Raw genomic sequence first — 17,101 nt, 5'->3', positions numbered from 1 at the left:
CCTTGCTGGAATGGAGCTACCAACCTTACAATTATATTATACCATCAGCAGCCCCGGACAACAATGTTGCGAATGATTAGGGAAACCTGTCCCCATATTTGCTGAACACCTCAAAAAGGCAGCGCTCAATTTCTTTTTTGCGCTGTTCTTTCTCCTTCGGTGGAAGCACCGGCGTGAGGCTTTCCAGCACAATGATCTTCCCTTGAAATACGACAGACTTTGTTTCTCGTTCATAAGTGACAGCTTGCGTCATTGAAAACCTCCTTTGCGAAAGTGCGTGTATATGCCAGCCTTTCCCGCTTGTCCTGTGGGGAAATGTCAAAAGACGGCACCCAGCAGGTGCCGCCCTTTGAGCTTTCTCCACTTCGGGTCAATGTGGCCCGAGGTCAGCAAGGACTGGAAAGGTACTTTTCTTTGGCGTCCTCCACGCTGTTGAGGTCAAATATTTCATAAAGTTGCCCCACAACTCGCCGTATATCCTTCTTTGAAAATCCGCAGTTCTCCATTGCCATAATGACATAACCACGGCAGGCGTCATTGCTCCATTCGTCCGGTTCCAAGCCGGGGATCATTCCAAACGCATTTCCCATAAAGTGCTCCTCTTTTGAAAAGATGGGGAGCCACGCCGGATCGGTTGGCCTATCATCAGACAGCATTGCCGGGGGCTCCCCATGGGTTTTCATTTCATTTCAGACACACCGGACGGACATAGGCTTCATGCCCCATAGTATTTCAACTCTCCCCATTCTGATGGCAAGGCGTTCTCATTGCCTGCGACGGCTCACGGCTTGCAAGACCGCTTCAACGCTCGGACTGTGACTAAACGCAAGTATCCGGGTTCTGCGCCTGTTCCGGTGGAGCCAGCCTTGCCCCACCTATGGCATGGACCTGTTCGCTCGCTCAGTTTTACAAAGACTGTATTCTCTGAAATCTGAGGTCATGGCGGGTCTGTCACACAGCGCGTTCCCCTTCGTATCCGGGTGTCTTTTTATTCAATTTTCAATCTGCATGAGGCTTGTCTGAACCTCGGGCCATTGTGACCCGAAGTGTTTTACCTCTCATAAGCCATTTCATTTTCCGGCCTAAATCGGTACGCCTTACAAAGAATTTTTCAAAATTTTTTCTAAGCGACGCAGACCTCGCTCGATTGCGACACGAATCACTTTTTCATGGACGCCCTCTGCCCGGGCAATGTCCTGTTTGGTCATGCCGAGAATGAAATGGGCGTAAATCCGTTTTGCCTGTTTGTCTGGCAGACTGGTAATCGCTGCGTGAAGTTCCTGCATGGTCACTTTCCGCTCATACAGTTCATGGGGAGATAAAGCGACAAAGACAGCCTCATGCTCCAGCCCGTCATCCCGATCAAGGGAATAGTAGGCTTTGTGGCGGTATGTACGCAGCCGATAAGCAGCCTCTTTACGATCAAACTCTTTGAACATTTCTGCAACTTCTTCCGATACTTCCATGAAGCAATCCGATGTATAGAATGGGTAATAGTCCCGCAAATTGATAATAGCCATATTGACCTCCGTTTCGGTTGTTGGTTGACGAGTGACCGAAACGAAGGCGGCGGGGAGCGGCACCGGGGAATGACTTCGGGCCAACATGACCCGAAGCAGCCCCATAAGAACGCAAAAGCGCCCGGGCGGCATGAAGCCACACGGACGCATGAAATGACATAATAGTTGAGGTTCCAACAAATTTCGCATACATAGCCGGAATAACCCGGAGGCGGGGCTATGCTTTTTTTAACTGATGTAGGTCATGGGCACTGTGAAAAAAGGCAAAGATAGACACGGCGGCAATCCTCCTATATGCCGCCGTGGATTTACACGGTGTTAGGTCGTCGTTGGTTTAGGGGGGCGAAAAGAAACGGCGGCTCTGATTTCTCAAAACCGCCGTATCGTCAGTGATATAGGAAAGCACACGAAATCCTCTGCCCGTCAGCGGTTTTTTTCTTTTCCCCGCTGTGGGGGCAGATGTTTCTTAATTGATTTACCACAAGCATAAACTACAAATGTTACACAAATGTCCGAGGCGTCTTTGATTTCGACAGAAAAACAGGCTGAATTGTTACAAAGCTCGGACATTTCAAAAGAATTTTTTGAAAAATACTAAAGAAGCGGAGCAGCTAAAATCTGCTCCGCTTCGATATGATTGATCTAAGGATGTTTTGCTATTTGATTAAACTCACTCTGTCAACCGCAATCGCTCCACAACTGGAAGGTTAACGTCAGTTTTGTAGACCCATATAGGCACAATAAGGCAGATTAGCAACACCAGTCCAGACACCAGCACCAGTGGGATAAATGGATAGGAGAAAACAGCATAATAGGCCACTTTACTAAAAATCATATATAGCAAGATGAAGATTGCTGTTCCAATGGTGACTGCAAGGGAAAGGGAAACACCCCAATAATAGAAACCTTCCATAAATAGCATTCGTTTGATTTGTCGCTTTGTCATTCCAATGCTTTCAAGAACAGCTAATTCATAGCGCCGAGTATTTACATTGACAACCATTGTATTGACAAAGTTCATGACACCAACAAGCAGCAGGATCACGGACAACCCTGTTCCTAAAACCTTTGCTGTAATGAGATATTCCTGCATTTCTTCTCGCCGTTCATATCGGGATATAATATCAATGTTAGCTTGTGATGCGGTGATTTGCTTTAATTCTTGCAGTATACTTTCGTCATGTTGACCATCCGTATCAAAGGCCACGCGGAACACTCTATATTGCGGAAAGAGTTCTTTCAAAGCTGTTTGACTAATATACAAATCAGGAGCCGTCCCTCTCTCATTGCCTCCTCCTGCTCGAAACCCTTCATTCAAATAACCGTTCGCTACAATAAAGGAATGCTGTCCGTTCTGCGTCTGGATTGTTATTTCCTGCCCTGGCTGAATAAGGCCTTCTACTGTTTTGGACAGCAGCACAACCTTTCCTTGTTCAAAGGCAGACGTGTCAATAGGCAAGTTTAAGGTTTTATTGATTTCTTCCAAATATGCACTGTCAATTCCAAAAACCCCGCTAAAAAAGTTTTGCTGATAATTTTCTAATTTTGCCGGATCAGAAAAATCAATGCCGTTTACTCCGTCTAATGACGCAAGAAACTCGTGAAATACAGCATCGTCATATACAACATCTGCTGCTACTTGAGGATAAGGTGCATAGGTCAACCTCAAATTCTCAATGCCGTCAAGCTGACCAATCTCTGAAACCATTTCGCTGGAAATTAAATCTTCTCTTTCGTGGATACTATATGTGAGTGCAAAATCGCTTACTCCCCATTGGCTCACATAATTCTCCGGGCTTAAACCATGTAATAGCCCTGTGACGACAAGGAACAAGGAAAGGCCGAAAAAAAGCGATGCAAAAACAAGGGTTGTACTCTTAGCATTACGAAAGACATTGTTCCATGCCATTCTGGACAACTTCATTTTGCTACAATTTCTGGCGCTGCTCTTTGTGCTGGCTGCTGTATATTGGAGTGCTGCTATTGGTGAAACACTTCCGGCAATTTTGGCGGGCTTCATGCTTGCAATCATAACGGTAATGAACGTAAATATGGCCGCTCCTATGAAAATAAACGGCGAAAAAGATACTTTTGTTCCCACATCAGAATTTGTTGAATACATCATATTCAGGAAGTGAGGAACAATGCCAAAGGAAACAACCGCACCAAGTAACAGACCAATCGGAATACCAATACAAGAGATTCTGATTGCCTGCTTATAGATAATTCTCTCTATCTGCCTTTGGGTCGTTCCAATCGTTTTAAGACGGCCATAGAATTGCACATCTTTTACGACAGAGACATAAAGAATATTATAAATCAGCAGATAGCCGCTAAAGGATATAAAAACTGCTAAAATTATTACAGCTAAAATAATAGTTCCACCATTTGCCTGTTCTAATGGTACAATTTCAAATGTTTGCCCTTCTGTAAAGTCAATCTCACGCCGCAATCTTTCACAGTTTTTGTCAGCATTATCATTGCCTTGAAAACGGATCATTGCCGTAACACTATTATCCAGTGATACATTTAAGCTATCCTTAAAAGCGGATGAAACATAAACATAACCACGATTATTTGTGCGCATTGGAATGTAGTCCGTATAGTAGCCCGACAGCAAAAAGGTGTCCGTGACATAATCATAGCTATCGCCAATTTGGTATGACAACACAATTTCCATCCCTATTTGTGGATCAGAAATACCCATCTGTTCAAGCACCCATGTAGGCAACATGATTTCGCTTTTACTTAACGGATAATTTCCTACAACACCTGATATAGTAGGAAGACGGTGGTGTTCCCACTCTGTATCATTTATCCATACTACACCTAATCTTGCGTTTCTCAGTTGTTCTGTATCAACACTGCCTAAACGCTGCTGTATGCCTACGTCAAGTACAAGACTTGATTTTGAAATCTCAACCAACTGTTCTTCCGTTACATTTGTGATTCCGGCATCTGCGGTAGTTCCCATTAAGCGGATTTGTTGCATTTGGTAGGTTTCAAAGTAACTAAAGCCAATACTGAATGTCGCAGTTATCATAAATGCAGTTAGCGCCAGAGCAATGATTGCAAATAAATTACGCTGCCGTTCATGGTGCAAACTGCGCTTTGCCAGTTTCTTTTCAATGTTACTGGTATCATTTTCAAAAGGCCATGTCATAGTCTGCCACCCCCTACTTATTCCACAATTTTGCCGTCCTCAATGCGGACAATCCGATCTGCAAGACGGGCAATATCGTTGTTGTGGGTAATCATCACAACGGTTTGCCGGAACTCCGCACTGGTGCGCTTGATAAGCCCCAGCACCTCGGCGCTGGTCTTGCTGTCAAGGTTACCGGTCGGCTCGTCGGCCAGCACGATAGCCGGTTTGGTAATCAGGGCGCGTGCAATCGCCACACGCTGCTGCTGTCCGCCGGAAAGATTATTCGGCATATTTTTCAGTTTATCTTCCAGCCCCAGCAGGTGAATGATCTCGTCCAAAAACTTCTGATCCACCGTGTCCCCGTCCAGCTCCACCGGCAGGACGATGTTCTCATACACATTCAGAATAGGAACAAGGTTATAGTTCTGGAAGATAAAGCCGATGTTGCGGCGGCGAAAGATGGTAAGCTGTTCATCGTTCTTCTTTGCCAGTTCTTCGCCCCGGACGATCACGGTTCCGCTGGTGGGAGTGTCCAGCCCGCCCATCATGTGAAGCAGGGTGGACTTGCCGCTACCAGAGGTTCCCACAACAGCCACAAACTCGCCGTCCTCCACGGAGAAATTTACGCCGTCAAGGGCGCGGGTAATGTTCGGTTCTGTACCGTAATACTTTTTCAGGTCAATCGTCTGTAAAACGCTCATATTCAAAACTCCTTTCAAGGCTTCCTACCTGTTGATAAGTGTATTGTAAAACCCAAATGTCCGCGAAATGTTACAGCGGCTAAAAAAATTCATTGAAGATTGAGGTGAAATGTTACAACGCTCGGACATTTCATTTTATCTCTGCACCTCGGGCCAACTTGACCCGAAGCAGAAAGTTTCTCTCAACGCAAGGGAAGCATAATGGAAAATTCCGAACCCTTGCCCGGCTCCGAAACCACTTTGATATAGCCGCCCTGCCGCGTTACGATCTCGCGGGCCAGATACAGGCCAATGCCCACACCCTGCTGTTCGTGTACTTCTTCCTCACGATAGAAGCGCTGGAAGATAGCGGCCTGATTGCTTTCGGAAATGCCCTTGCCAGTGTCGGTCACTTTGATTTCCACATACATTTCCCACAGCACCACAGACACAGCGATTTTCCCGCCTGCCGGGGTGTACTTCACCGCATTGTCCAGCAGGTTAAAGAGGGCTTCCGATGTCCACTTGCTGTCATGGGAAACGGTCAAATCCTCCGGGCAGTCCACGGACACGGCGATTTCCTTTTTCTCCGCTGCATACACGATCCCACTCATGGCCTGTGCCACGGTATCAAAGAGGCGGCCCGGTTTCTTGTCCAACTGGATCACGCCTGTTTCCAGACGGGAGGTTTTCACAAGGGCCTGAAAGAGAAAGTCCAGCTTATCCGTCTGGCTGCGGATTCCCCGGATAAAGTCGGTGCGCTCTGCCTCGGCCATAGGCTTTTCCAGCAGGGTGTCCGTCGCCATTTTCAGATTGCTTACCGGCGTTTTCACCTGATGGGAAATATCCGATACAAGGGTCTGTAACTCCTGCCGTTCCTCGTCCACCCGGCGGCGGTTCTCCTGCATGATCTGGTAAAGCCTTGCCAGCCGGTGTCCGATTCTGGCAAGCTGGGTTTCGCTGTCCTCTGGCCGCTGGGGCGCTTCATTTCCGGCAATCATGTGGTCTAAGGTCTGGCACAGGTCAGCGGTAAACTGTGATAACCGTTTTCCAAACGCCTGCGTCAGTACAAAAATCCCTACAAGGGCGCACAACAGCAGCGCCCCGCCCGTCAGCAGCACCGCTGTCTGTTTTGTCACAAGAAAAAGGGCTATGGTGATCCCGGACATGGAGAGGGCAAACCCTATTGCCACCCGGCCAAACAGCCGCTTTACCGAGAGGTTTTGAAACTTCATTTTGCCTCGCCTCCCGTCCATTGATAGCCCATGCCGTAAACGGTCTTGATGTAGGGCGCGCCGCCGTCGGATTCAATCTTGCTGCGAATCCGGCTGATAGAAGTTGTCAGGGTGTGTTCGTCTACAAACCTTTCGTCTATATCCCACAGCTTTTCCAAAAGCTGCCCACGGGTCAGCACTTGCCGGGGATTTTTGCGGAACAGGTTCAGCATTTTGTACTCCATCGGGGATAGGGTCAGGGGCTTGCCATTTAAGGAAGCCGTCTGTTCCGAGAAGTCCAGAAACAGCCGCCCGTCGTCGTAAATGTCCTTGGCCGGTTTGTGGTGTTCCAGCATGGCGAACATGGCTTTGATTTTCCGCTGCAAGGCCCCGATCACAAAGGGCTTTGTGATGTAGTCCACCGCGCCCACCTCATAGCCCCGTATCTGGTCGCTCTCCTGATCGTTGGCGGTCAGGAAAATCACGATGGTATCCGGGTGCTGGGGCTTTATCAGCTTGCACAGTTCAAAACCGTTCCCGTCCGGCAGGTTGATGTCCAGCAGCACTAAATTAAATTCCCGCTGGCGGATGGCTTCGGCTGCGGTTCTGGCATTTAGGGCAGAAGTCACGCCGTAGCCGTCTGCGGTCAGGTTATAGGCCAACATCTTATTCAAAAAACTGTCGTCCTCGACAATTAAAATCTGCTTCATATCCTCACTTCCTTTGCTTTTTGCAGATAGTATAACAGGCAAATGTCCGTGAAATGTTACAGCGGACGAATTTTTGAAAAAATTATTTCTTCATAAATTATATAGCCTGTTGGCTTTTACATCAAGATTTTACAAGTGAATAGTGAAATGAAATACTACCTTACATAAAGTTTCATTACATTCTCATAATCCAACCAGAAATGTACAATGATATAGGGTGATATGAGAATGAACCAAGATGAAAGAAGGTTTGACTTTCACGGCCTCGGGCTGGCACTCAAACGAGCCAGAGAAGAAAAGGGCTGGACACAAGCCTATGTTGCGGAATTAGTAGACCGTGACTCCCGTACCATTATGAATATTGAGAACAAGGGGCAGTATCCCAGCTTCGACCTTTTTGTTAAACTCATTACTATGTTTGACGTCTCAGTTGACCAGTTTATTCATGCGGATGGAGGGGCAAGGTCAAGCTCTTGCAGAAAGCACATTGATGTACTTCTAAACTCCATGAATGAAAAAGAGCTTGTCGTGATAGAAGCCACAGCCGAGGGCATTAAGAAAGCCAGAGAAACGGAGGTTCCAGAATAAGGGCCTCTGTTTTTTTGCGCCATTTTAGGGGCTGCCGCTAAGTGGCAAGCAATGCCTCTGTGGCCACAAGTGGCACAAAGGCGGCTTGTTGGGGCTCGCCCCAAACCCGTATCTTCGGGCCAACATGGCCCGAAGTGTCAGCGTCGCTTTGCTCCTTATTTTCATAACCTTAACGCTCCTTTTCCTGCGTTCGTCCCGGCCCGGTGTAGCCCATCAGAGTGTCAATGTTCGCCTTGATCGTGACGATCTCCTGCATATCCCGTCGTGCCTTCTGGTATTCTCCATAGAGCTGTTTTTTCTTTGCTGTGAGCTTGCGGCCTTCCTCCTTCAGCACATCCATTTTAGGGAGCTTCGCCCCGCCCAGCAGAGAGCGCATTTCCGCTTGTGCAGCCCGGTACAGTTCAAGGTCGGCCTCATGCTCCGCAAGGAATTTCCGGCTGTACTTCGTCGCCTTATACTGCTCAAAGACTGGGCGGGTTTTGGCATACTGAACCGTTGCGGCCTTTAGCCCGGCATTGGTTTTCATGGCCTGTTCCGTCTGCTTGACCTGTTCGGAAATAACATGGAAACGGTCTGCCGCCTCGGTGGCTTTCTTCGCCAACTGCTCATAATCGGTCAGGTTATTGTCCTGTATATAGGCAAGAGCGGCGGCCATCTGCTTAATGTTAAATACCTTCGCCCAGCGTTCATATCCCGGTCCCTTACCGGCAGCCAGTTTTGCTTGAATATCCACCGCCAGACTGATTTTCCGCTCCGAGCGCCCGGGGCGTTTTTCTTTGCCCTCAATGGCGGACAGAACATCTTGCAAGTCGTAGCCGTCCCCCAGCGTGGAGGCACGCAGACGGGTGAAGCGTTCCTGTCCCTGCCCGGTCAGCCGGAAGCTGATACCGCCGCCCCGAACCGTCTTGACCTCATACCCGGCCCGCTTCATCAAATTGAGAAATTCGTCCAAATCAGCGGGGCGTTCCGCCAACGCAGTATCAATGGCAAGGCGCAGCCTGTCCTGATAGGAAAGCGGCCCTTTCCGGTCTTTCTGCCACTCTCCATAGTTCCGATACTTGCCCTTGCTCCGGGGCTTCGGGTTCTCCACGATGGATAGCCCGTTTTCAAGGCACAGCCTGTCAGAGAGCCGCCGAAGGGCGAAGCTGGAGCCCCAAAAATTTCGGAATTTCCGGGTGCAGTCAAGGATGGTGGAGTTGTAATAAATGTGACAATGGATGTGCTGCTTATCGATGTGCGTGGTAACGATAAAAGCGTGCCGCCCCTTTGTCCAGCGCATAGCCAGCTCATAGCCGATACGGTTCGCCTCCTTCGGGGTGATCTCGCCCGGATAGAAGGATTGTCGTATCTGATAGCACAGCACATTATTTTCTCTCTTCTGTTCCCGGCCCGTCATAGCGGCATAGCTGGCCTTTGCCAAAAGGAACTCGTCCGCCACGGTGGCCGGATCACATTCATAAGCGGAGATATACTTTCCGCTTTCTGTTTTCTCCGGGTCCTTGCCATAGTCCAGACAATCCCGGATAGCCTCAGCAATCGTTTCGCCTTCGCCCGCATGGCGCTGTAACAAAGTTGTGGTAGCCAAAAATCATTCCTCCTTTCCATGAGAAAGGGGCGGCCCATTCAGACCGCCCCGACTTCGGGCCAGTATGGCCCGAGGCTGCTTAACTTGCCAGAAACCGGTACAGAGCGGATTTGCCTCCGTCCAGCGCCCAAAGAAGGGAGCCCGCCGCCGCTTGCAGTCCATACGGCGAAAGAAGGAAGGCAAGAAACAGAAATACAATCCCGCCTATGGGCGTCGGCGTGAAAAAGAGAGCGACACCCAGCACCGTCAGGATCACAGAGGCAATCGTCAGCAGGACGGCACAAATATCAAATAGGAACACCAGCAGAGCCGCCAGAAGGGACAACGCTAAAGCAAAGGGAGCAACCAATATTTTCAGCAGTATCTTCATCTTCAAAACCTCCTTTATCTATCCTTCCTACCTCTATTTTATCATGCCTGCCCGGGGACATAAATGTTGCGAAAGATTAGTAAATCCTGTCCCAAACTTTCGGGTCATACTGGCCCGAAGTGGTAAAAAAAGAGCAGGGCGGCAAGCCCCGCAACGGAAGCCTGCCGCCCTCGTCTTACTTTGCCACCAGCTCGGAGAGCTCCCGCAGCACCTTTGACACCTCGCCCCACAGCTTTTCATAGTCCCGCTTCAATCCGTCGATTTCCTCCGGGTACACGCCATAGGTATGTGCGTGTATGGCAACCTGATTGAGATTGTTAGAACAGCGCCGTTGCAGAGAGATCAGCTCTTTTACGGGCGCAAGGTCGATGTGCAGGATATACCCATTCAGAGCCATTTTCCGTACATAAGCCCCGGCGTTGGAAATGCCCGCCTCAGCCATCCGTTCATGGATGGCTGCCAGCTCGTCCGGCGTTACCATGACGTGCAGATGGACATTCCGCTTGCGGTTCTCCATCAGCGTTCCAGCTCCCGGCCTTTCCGGCGCTCTTTGGGTTCCTTTACCTTATCAAGCGGTTTTGCGTCCAGCTCCAGGGGCGTGGGCGGGATGGGCGTGTTGTTGGGTACGCCGTCGATCATGTTGCAGTTCTGCTCTGTGGAGAGCTCGGCGGTTTTCAGATAGTTGTCTTTTTCGTGCATGGCGATCCTCCTTTATCGTTCCTCATGGTTTTTATGGCTCCGCTTCTGGCCGGGCTCCTTCGGGGGTTCCTGCCCTCTGGTTTCATCTTTGAGCCGGGCAGTAATGGATGGGCGCACCCGGTCAGGATTGCCCGGTGCTGGTTTCAGCTCATAATCCTCCATCTGCTTTTCGGTCAGCGGCTTTGCGTAGGTCAGTTCGCCCCATGCCATCAGCCTGCCGTCTGCCACAGGACGCCGCCTGTCATCATCGTAGTTGACGATGGAAAGAGGCTGGTTATCCGGCGGCTTCGGGTAAGTTCCTATGTCCACGGGCCGCTGGGTGGAATAATAGCGGTAAACGCCCTCCGGTCCCAGCTCGGTATGCTTGACCGCCGCATGGTAAAACTGCTGATAGTCGTCCACCCGGCGGTCAAAGTCCCTCTGCGCCCATGCCTGACTGGTTCCATAGCGACCCCAGTAGTAATCCCGATGGCCGTTTTCCCCCTCGGTAAACTGCCAGGTCACAAAGGGGCTCGGCGCTCCCGGATTATGCCCCAGCGCAAAGCCGTGTCCGGTTTCAAAGGTGGCAGCTTTCAAAATTACATATCCTTGTACTGTCTCCAAGAGATTCCTCCTTTCTGTGCCTCGGGCCAACATGACCCGAAGTGCTGGATGTTACGAAATAAGAGGGCAGACCGGGGAGGAATGTAATAAGATATTCCCACCCCGGAAACACCCTCAAAAAAGCCCGGAATGTCAAGCCTTTGGAGGCGGCAAATCGTAACAGCCGCCCGGCCTTTTCTCCCGCATCTTCCTCATGCGTTCCCGGCTTTTCCGTCGGTTCCCTTCGGCCTTGCAGGCGTCGGAGCAGTAGGCTTGACGCCCCTCGGGCAAAAATGCCTTTCCGCAGACCGCACAGGCCCGCAACTCCGGGGAGATGCCTTCCGTTGTCAGCGCCGCTTGAAGCTCCGGGTTAAGGGGCAGGACAGCCTCACGGAAGTAACGGCAGTACGCCCCTGTCCAGCACTTGTGTAGCATATAGCAGGCACAGTCAAGAGGAAGGCACAGGCCGCTTTCCCGGTCATAGTTGGCGCACATCCCCGTGACCAGAGTGCGGATTTTCTTCTTCTCGTCACGGGTCAGCTCCCGGGCGTCCATTTATGACTTCGGGCCACGATGGCCCGAAGGGCGGGACTCCACGATCAGCGCCCGGAACTTCTTGCGGCACTGTTTTTTCTTTCCTTTGCACTCCTTGTAGTAACGGCATCCCTTACAAGGGTCGTCATTGTTCCAGCCGGGGTGCGGTACTTCCTTCATCATTCGTTCAAAAGGGCTGCTTGTAAAATTCATTCTCATTCCTCCGTATCTTCCTCCCACGGCGGGGTATCTTCGTCATCGGGTTCCTCTGCGATCTCCTCCAGCTCCCCGTCCTCATATTCGCAGTAATCATCTTCCAAATCCGGGGCCTCATGCTTCGGCTTGTAAATCTTGAAATAGTAACCAATCCCACCGCCGGCCAGCACCACCGCACCGATCAGGAGCAGAGAGAGAAGGGGGCTGTCCTTTTTCTCCGGCTCGGGTTCCGGTACTTCCTCCACAGGTTCGATGGGCTTTGGCTCTGGCTCCGGGGTCACTTCTTTGGGCGGTTCCTTACCCTGTTCGGCAAGAGGCAGAAGGTCGTCTGTGGTAACGGTATTGAGGAAATAGACGTTCTCGCTGGTTTTCTGTTTGTCGATCACCAGATAAAACACGCTCTCGTCTGCTGTGGTAATGGTGTAAAACTCTTTACCGTCCTCGTCGGTGGCGTTGTCCACCACGGTTCCCGTCCCGTCCGGGGTAAAGGGGTTCTGTGTTTCCGGCTCCGCTTCGGTTTCCGCCGGGGCGGGAGCTGTCTCCGGCTGCGGCTCGCTGCTCTGGGCGTAGGCCGGGACCGTAAAGATCAGGCAACACAAAAGGCTGGCAGCCATCGCCGCCAGCCTGCGGTATTTAGTTTTCTTCATGGGCTGTGTCCTCCTTTTCGGGTGCCTCCGGCTTCGGGTCAGTATGGCCCGAAGCGGTAAGGCTGTTTTTGGGGTCATTCAGAAAAGCCATAAGCTGGGCGGGCGTCAGTTTGAGGGAGCGCACCGCCTGCACGATCTGGCTGTTTTCTTCCTCCTGTTTCTGCTTTTCCAGCTCCCGGATTTTGGCCTGCCACTCGGCAGCCTTCTCCCGGGCTTTTTCCAGTTCCTTATCGAGCTTGTCGATCTTGTTCATGCAAGGACTCCTTTCCTCTGGCTCACAAACGCCCGAAGGCATAGAAATGTGTCTGCCAGTAGCTTGAATTGATGTTTGCGTATTGGATGGGCGAACCACAATGGAGCATCATCCCGTCGCCCACATAAATCCCCACATGGGACACAGGGCCGGGGCTGTCATAGGTTCCCGTGAAAAAGATAATGTCGCCGGGCTTTGCCTCGGAGGGGGAAATGATAGCGCACTGGTTATAAATGCCCTGCGCCGTGGTACGGGGCAGGTTGTGGACGCCGCTGGCCGTGTACACCCAGCAGACAAAGCCCGAACAGTCAAAGGAGGTGGACGGGCTGGAGCCGCCCCACACATAGGGCCAGCCGATGTACTTTGTGGCTTCTTCCATGAGCGCCGCAAAAGCCGGGTCATCCAGCGCCTCGCCGGGTATCTCATAGCTGGGGCCAGTATCTTCGCCGCCGTTGTAAATCCCTTCCCACAGATAGGGTTTGTTGCCTTTGAGCTGCTGCATAACGATGTAGATTTCCCGCTGCTGTTCGTTAAGCCTCGGTAGGATCACGGCAGGCAGCGTCTTGTTTGTGAGGGTCACATTGAGAATGTAATACTCATAGGGGACTTCCTCGGTGGTGGTTTCCCCGGTCTCCGGGTCGGTGTTGGTTTCGGTGCGGTAGCGTATCTCGACTTCCTCCGTCAAGGTCAGTTCATACTGTGCCTCGAAAATCTCCCGCAGCTCGTCCTGCACTTGTTCTCGGAAATAGACATGGTACTTTGCAGAGAAATAGGACACCAGCTCATAGGGGTTATGGCCGATCTCGTCCACGGAATAGCGGTACTCGTCATAGCCGGGATGGGTGCTTTCGATGTTCGCTACCGTCTGCGCCAGCTCGTTTTCCAGCGCCGTGTAGTCCTCGTCCACGCCCAGCAGGTCCGTATCCTCCGAGGCGTAGGAAGTGCCGGATAACGCATTGGCAAGGCCGCTGCCAAGCGTGGGAAAGATAGAGCTTACCGCCGACACAAGAAAACAGAGCAGCAACAGCAGGAGCAGGACCAGCACCGCCACGGGATGACGGGTCACAAACTGCGCCGCCCGACGGGTCGCAGTTCCCGAAGCGGCAGCGGTTTTCTTTGCGGCCTTTGCGCCCTGTTTTGCAGCCGCCTTTGCTTCTTTGGAATACCGGCGTTTCAGTTTCCATTTCTGCTGCACACGGGAAAGCGGATTGCTGGCAAGTTCCGGGTGCTCGGAGGCCATCTTTTGAAAATCCACATTGGCCCGGGCTTTTATGTCCTTCCGTTCCCACTTTGCCACCTTCCGGGCTGGGTGTTCCCGCCAGCGGCGTTTGGCATAGCGGGTCAGTTTCCGGGCTCCGGCCTCTGCGGCCAGCTCGGATTTATGGGCTCCTTCCACACCCACATTTTCATGCTCAACCTCGTGTATCTTGTTGTGGACATAGAACCACGCTTCTGTACGGGCTCCCCGGACTGCCTTTTTTGCAAGCCCCGGCGGCTTCTTCGCTGCCCGTTTTGCCTCGGTCTTGTCCAGTTTCTCCCAGGCCTTTCCCAGCTTTTCCCCGGCGTGTTCCGCTTTTGCCTGTGCTTTCTGGTACTTGTCCTTTTTGCTCCCGGCCTTCTCGGCGGAGCCCTCCGGCTCCTGTGCCTTGCCGGTATCCTGCGGCCCGCCCGCTTCATCTTCCTGCCTCATGCGGTCAGAGGGACGGCTTTTCCGGCTGTCCTCTTGAAACTTACCGCTTTTGGACTTCGGGTCATTGTGGCCCGAAGGACTGTCCTGCCCGGTATCCTCGTCCTTAAACCGCAGGCGTCGGGATGGTGCGGGGGAAGGCCCTTCCCGTTCAGCCGGCCCGGGGCGATTGCTCCCGGTATCCTCCGTCGGCCCCGGCCTTTGAAAATTCCGTTTATCCGGTTTCTTTCCGATGATATATCCCTCCTTTCCAAACCTCGGGCCAGCATGGCCCGAAGTGCGTTATGCCCGGTCCATTTCCTGTTTTTTGTCCTCCGGGCGGGTGGTCATAATGGCGTACAGCTCGGTATTCTGCGGGAAGCGGTCAACAAACGGGATGGTGGTATTCCCGAAGAACAGCAGCCCTTCGCCGGAATTGGTATGGGTCACATAGGAAAGCTGGTGGGGGCTGATCCCAAGCTGTTTGGCTAAAATCTGCCGGTCCCCCTGTGCCTGCGAGAGCAGCACAAGGAAGTCCGAGTTTTCAAAGATGTTCTCAATCTCCGGGCTTGCCAGAAAATCCTTTACGTTCTGCGTTAAAGCACTGGGAACGCACCCTTTTTTTCGCAGCATTTTCCAGATCGCCACACAATAGCTTGCCGTCAGACGGTCACGGAGCAGCACATGAAATTCGTCGAAGTAGCACCATGTAGCGATACCGCGCAGGAAATTCATGGACACCTGCGAGTTTACCAAGTCCTGCATAATGAGCATGGCAATCGTCCGAAGCCCGGCACCCAGCTTTTTTAAGTCAAGGCATACCAGACGGCGGTTCAGGTCCACATTGGTTTCATGGTTGAACACGTTAAGGGAACCCGACACATAGATTTCAAGGGCAGTTGCCAGCCGTACCGCCTCGCCCTCCGGCTGGGAACAGAGCAGGTCATACAGGGTTTGGAGGGTCGGCATTTTGCTTGTTTCCGGGTCCTGCAAGTGTTCCCGGTACATCTGGCGCACACAGCGGTCAATGACGGTACGCTCCACCGGCTGCAAGCCGTCCTTGCCGCCGACGATCAGCTCCATCAGCGACAGGATAAAGTCGGCTTTCAGCGCCATCGGGTTTTCCTCGTCGAAGCTCAAATCAATGTCCATCGGATTGATGTGGTGGGGGCTGTCCGGGGCGATCTCGATGACCTGACCGCCCAGCCGCTTGATAAGGGGCGAGTATTCGCCCATCGGGTCCACCACAATGATCCGGTCACGGGTGGCAAGGAACACGTTCACAAGCTCCCGCTTTGCGGCAAAGGATTTGCCGGAGCCCGGCACGCCGAGGAACAGGCCGTTGGGGTTTTTGAGCTTTTTCCGGTTTGCCATGATGACGTTATGGGAAAGTGCGTTGAGCCCGTAATAGACGGCTTCGCCATCCATACGGAGCTCCTGCGTCATAAAGGGAACGAAAATGGCCGTGGAGCTGGTCGTCATGCCGCGCTTGATCTCAATGCCGTTATGGCCCAGCGGAAGGCTGGAAAGAAAACCATCCTCCTGCTGGAAGTCCAGCCGCTTCAAGGTGCAGTTGTATTTCTGGACGATACCCGACACCGTGAACAGGTCATTGTCCAGCTCCCGGCGGGTCGGGGCCATGTTTACCACAAGGAAGGTCAGAAGGAACATTCGCTCATTCCGGCTCTGTAAATCTTCCAAGAGGGTCTTTGCGTCGTTGCTGTACGTTACAAGGTCGGGTGGAAGTATGTCCATGTCGTACCCTGACCGGGCTGCCTTCTTTTGTTCCTCCACCTTCATCTTGTCAATGTCAGAGACTTTGGCCTTGATGGATTTTACGGCGGCGGCCTGATCGACGGTTTGGATATGGAGAGTGATGGTCATTTCCGCATCCATTTCCAAAAGCTCCGCCAGCAGCTTGTCCGAGAGCTCCGAGGCCAAAATCTGCAAGTAGGAGGCGGCACCCCAAGTCGTCCCCACCCGGAACAGACGGCTGAAACGGAAGTCGAAGCTGTCCGGGGCGATAAAGTCTTTGGTGGAAAGCCCGGTTTTGGGGATCATATCCCATGAAAACCGGAAGGGGGAGCCGCTGCCGGGGTGGAGCTGCCCGTGAAGAAGCTCCAGCCGTTCCAGCCCCGAAAGGGAGCGGCACTTGACGCCCAGCTTTTTGAAGTTCCCGCAAATGTCCGCCTCTACACGTTCCAGCCTTGCCCTGGCGGTGGGAAGGTCGTCCACATTCACGCCGAAGGTCAGGAGCTTTGTGCGGACAATGCCGTTGTTGCTTTTGGCGATCTGGTTTTCCAGCATTTCCACATACTCACACCGGACGCTGTTGTAATCGTCATCCTGCATGGGGATGTTCACGCTGTACCGGCTGCCCGGGCGGCTTCGGTGGTTGAGGAAGGAAAGCTGGAACGGAAGGCTGCTGTCAAAGTAGTTGAGGCAGGCGCTCCACCCGTCAAAGATGGCCGCCTGATCTTCGGACTGTGCGAGCTGGTAGTTGATGTCCTCGTATTCAATGGTTTTGGTGTAATAGCGGTCCGTTACCCGGCACACCCCATCCCGGTACATTTCCCGGTAAGGGAGGGTCTGCTGGGCGGTGGTGGGAATGTTCTTTCCTTTTGTGAACAGGCCGGTAAGGCCCTGCTTTTCAGGCTTTCTGCCTGCGGGCTTTCCGGCCCTTCTGCTGTTT

19 protein-coding genes are annotated in these 17,101 nt (G+C 52.1%); 1 reads left to right on the top strand and 18 read right to left on the bottom strand.

Annotated elements, in window-relative coordinates:
• Window positions 1-76 precede the first annotated feature (76 nt).
• The 7 genes from DWY93_RS17125 to DWY93_RS05780 form a co-directional block, all read right to left on the bottom strand.
• Window positions 77-253, bottom strand: a complete 177-nt coding sequence (locus tag DWY93_RS17125; protein WP_181968501.1) for a hypothetical protein — start codon at window positions 251-253, stop codon at window positions 77-79.
• Between the two features lie 133 nt (window positions 254-386).
• Window positions 387-590, bottom strand: coding sequence for a hypothetical protein (locus tag DWY93_RS05805; RefSeq protein ID WP_238078031.1), 204 nt, complete (start codon window positions 588-590; stop codon window positions 387-389).
• Window positions 591-1,097: 507 nt separating this feature from the next.
• Window positions 1,098-1,520 carry a sigma factor-like helix-turn-helix DNA-binding protein gene (locus DWY93_RS05800; protein ID WP_181968500.1) on the bottom strand — a complete coding sequence of 141 codons (423 nt, stop codon included), beginning with the start codon at window positions 1,518-1,520 and terminating at the stop codon, window positions 1,098-1,100.
• 670 nt (window positions 1,521-2,190) lie between these two features.
• Window positions 2,191-4,683 (bottom strand): ABC transporter permease, encoded by a 2,493-nt coding sequence (locus DWY93_RS05795; protein ID WP_117471872.1) that lies wholly within the window; start codon window positions 4,681-4,683, stop codon window positions 2,191-2,193.
• Between the two features lie 17 nt (window positions 4,684-4,700).
• The gene (locus tag DWY93_RS05790) at window positions 4,701-5,366 is read right to left on the bottom strand and encodes an ABC transporter ATP-binding protein (protein WP_117471870.1); all 666 of its coding nucleotides are present in this window, start codon (window positions 5,364-5,366) and stop codon (window positions 4,701-4,703) included.
• A 182-nt stretch (window positions 5,367-5,548) separates the two neighbouring features.
• Window positions 5,549-6,580: a HAMP domain-containing sensor histidine kinase gene (locus DWY93_RS05785; protein WP_055192238.1), complete on the bottom strand. Its 1,032-nt coding sequence runs from the start codon at window positions 6,578-6,580 to the stop codon at window positions 5,549-5,551.
• The gene (locus tag DWY93_RS05780; protein WP_007890426.1) at window positions 6,577-7,269 is read right to left on the bottom strand and encodes a response regulator transcription factor; all 693 of its coding nucleotides are present in this window, start codon (window positions 7,267-7,269) and stop codon (window positions 6,577-6,579) included. Before DWY93_RS05780 ends, DWY93_RS05785 begins: the two co-directional genes overlap by 4 nt.
• Window positions 7,270-7,491: 222 nt before the next feature.
• On the opposite strand from DWY93_RS05780, the gene DWY93_RS05775 reads away from it, so the two are divergent.
• Complete coding sequence (locus DWY93_RS05775) at window positions 7,492-7,857, top strand: helix-turn-helix transcriptional regulator (protein WP_005927604.1); 366 nt, start codon at window positions 7,492-7,494, stop codon at window positions 7,855-7,857.
• 169 nt (window positions 7,858-8,026) lie between these two features.
• Here the strand turns inward: DWY93_RS05775 and DWY93_RS05770 are convergent, their stop codons facing one another.
• From DWY93_RS05770 to DWY93_RS05715, 11 genes are all read right to left on the bottom strand, one after another.
• Window positions 8,027-9,442, bottom strand: coding sequence for a relaxase/mobilization nuclease domain-containing protein (locus tag DWY93_RS05770; RefSeq protein ID WP_117471869.1), 1,416 nt, complete (start codon window positions 9,440-9,442; stop codon window positions 8,027-8,029).
• A 79-nt stretch (window positions 9,443-9,521) separates the two neighbouring features.
• Entirely contained in the window at window positions 9,522-9,812 is a 291-nt protein-coding gene (locus tag DWY93_RS05765) for a CD1845 family protein (protein ID WP_005927606.1), read from the bottom strand.
• 175 nt (window positions 9,813-9,987) lie between these two features.
• Window positions 9,988-10,329, bottom strand: coding sequence for a plasmid mobilization relaxosome protein MobC (gene mobC / locus DWY93_RS05760; protein WP_012741672.1), 342 nt, complete (start codon window positions 10,327-10,329; stop codon window positions 9,988-9,990).
• Entirely contained in the window at window positions 10,329-10,511 is a 183-nt protein-coding gene (locus DWY93_RS05755) for a DUF4316 domain-containing protein (protein WP_117471868.1), read from the bottom strand. Before DWY93_RS05755 ends, mobC begins: the two co-directional genes overlap by 1 nt.
• A gap of 12 nt (window positions 10,512-10,523) precedes the next feature.
• A complete protein-coding gene (locus DWY93_RS05750) occupies window positions 10,524-11,114 on the bottom strand; it encodes a hypothetical protein (RefSeq protein WP_199574569.1) in 591 nt (196 codons plus the stop codon).
• Window positions 11,115-11,246: 132 nt separating this feature from the next.
• Window positions 11,247-11,648 carry a cysteine-rich VLP protein gene (locus tag DWY93_RS05745; RefSeq protein WP_055650129.1) on the bottom strand — a complete coding sequence of 134 codons (402 nt, stop codon included), beginning with the start codon at window positions 11,646-11,648 and terminating at the stop codon, window positions 11,247-11,249.
• The gene (locus DWY93_RS05740) at window positions 11,649-11,846 is read right to left on the bottom strand and encodes a hypothetical protein (RefSeq protein ID WP_117471866.1); all 198 of its coding nucleotides are present in this window, start codon (window positions 11,844-11,846) and stop codon (window positions 11,649-11,651) included.
• The gene (locus DWY93_RS05735) at window positions 11,843-12,490 is read right to left on the bottom strand and encodes a DUF4366 domain-containing protein (protein WP_117471865.1); all 648 of its coding nucleotides are present in this window, start codon (window positions 12,488-12,490) and stop codon (window positions 11,843-11,845) included. Before DWY93_RS05735 ends, DWY93_RS05740 begins: the two co-directional genes overlap by 4 nt.
• Window positions 12,477-12,743 (bottom strand): DUF4315 family protein, encoded by a 267-nt coding sequence (locus DWY93_RS05730; RefSeq protein WP_005927622.1) that lies wholly within the window; start codon window positions 12,741-12,743, stop codon window positions 12,477-12,479. Before DWY93_RS05730 ends, DWY93_RS05735 begins: the two co-directional genes overlap by 14 nt.
• A gap of 22 nt (window positions 12,744-12,765) precedes the next feature.
• Window positions 12,766-14,433, bottom strand: coding sequence for a CD1108 family mobile element protein (locus DWY93_RS05725; RefSeq protein ID WP_117471864.1), 1,668 nt, complete (start codon window positions 14,431-14,433; stop codon window positions 12,766-12,768).
• Between the two features lie 279 nt (window positions 14,434-14,712).
• Window positions 14,713-16,980, bottom strand: a complete 2,268-nt coding sequence (locus DWY93_RS05715; protein WP_117472063.1) for a VirB4-like conjugal transfer ATPase, CD1110 family — start codon at window positions 16,978-16,980, stop codon at window positions 14,713-14,715.
• Window positions 16,981-17,101: the final 121 nt, after the last annotated feature.

The sequence above is a fragment of the Clostridium sp. AF28-12 genome (genome assembly GCF_003435225.1).
Lineage (GTDB): Bacteria > Bacillota > Clostridia > Lachnospirales > Lachnospiraceae > Pilosibacter > Pilosibacter fragilis.
Note: the sequence above shows the minus strand (reverse complement) of the source record. Positions and strands in the feature narration are given on the sequence as shown.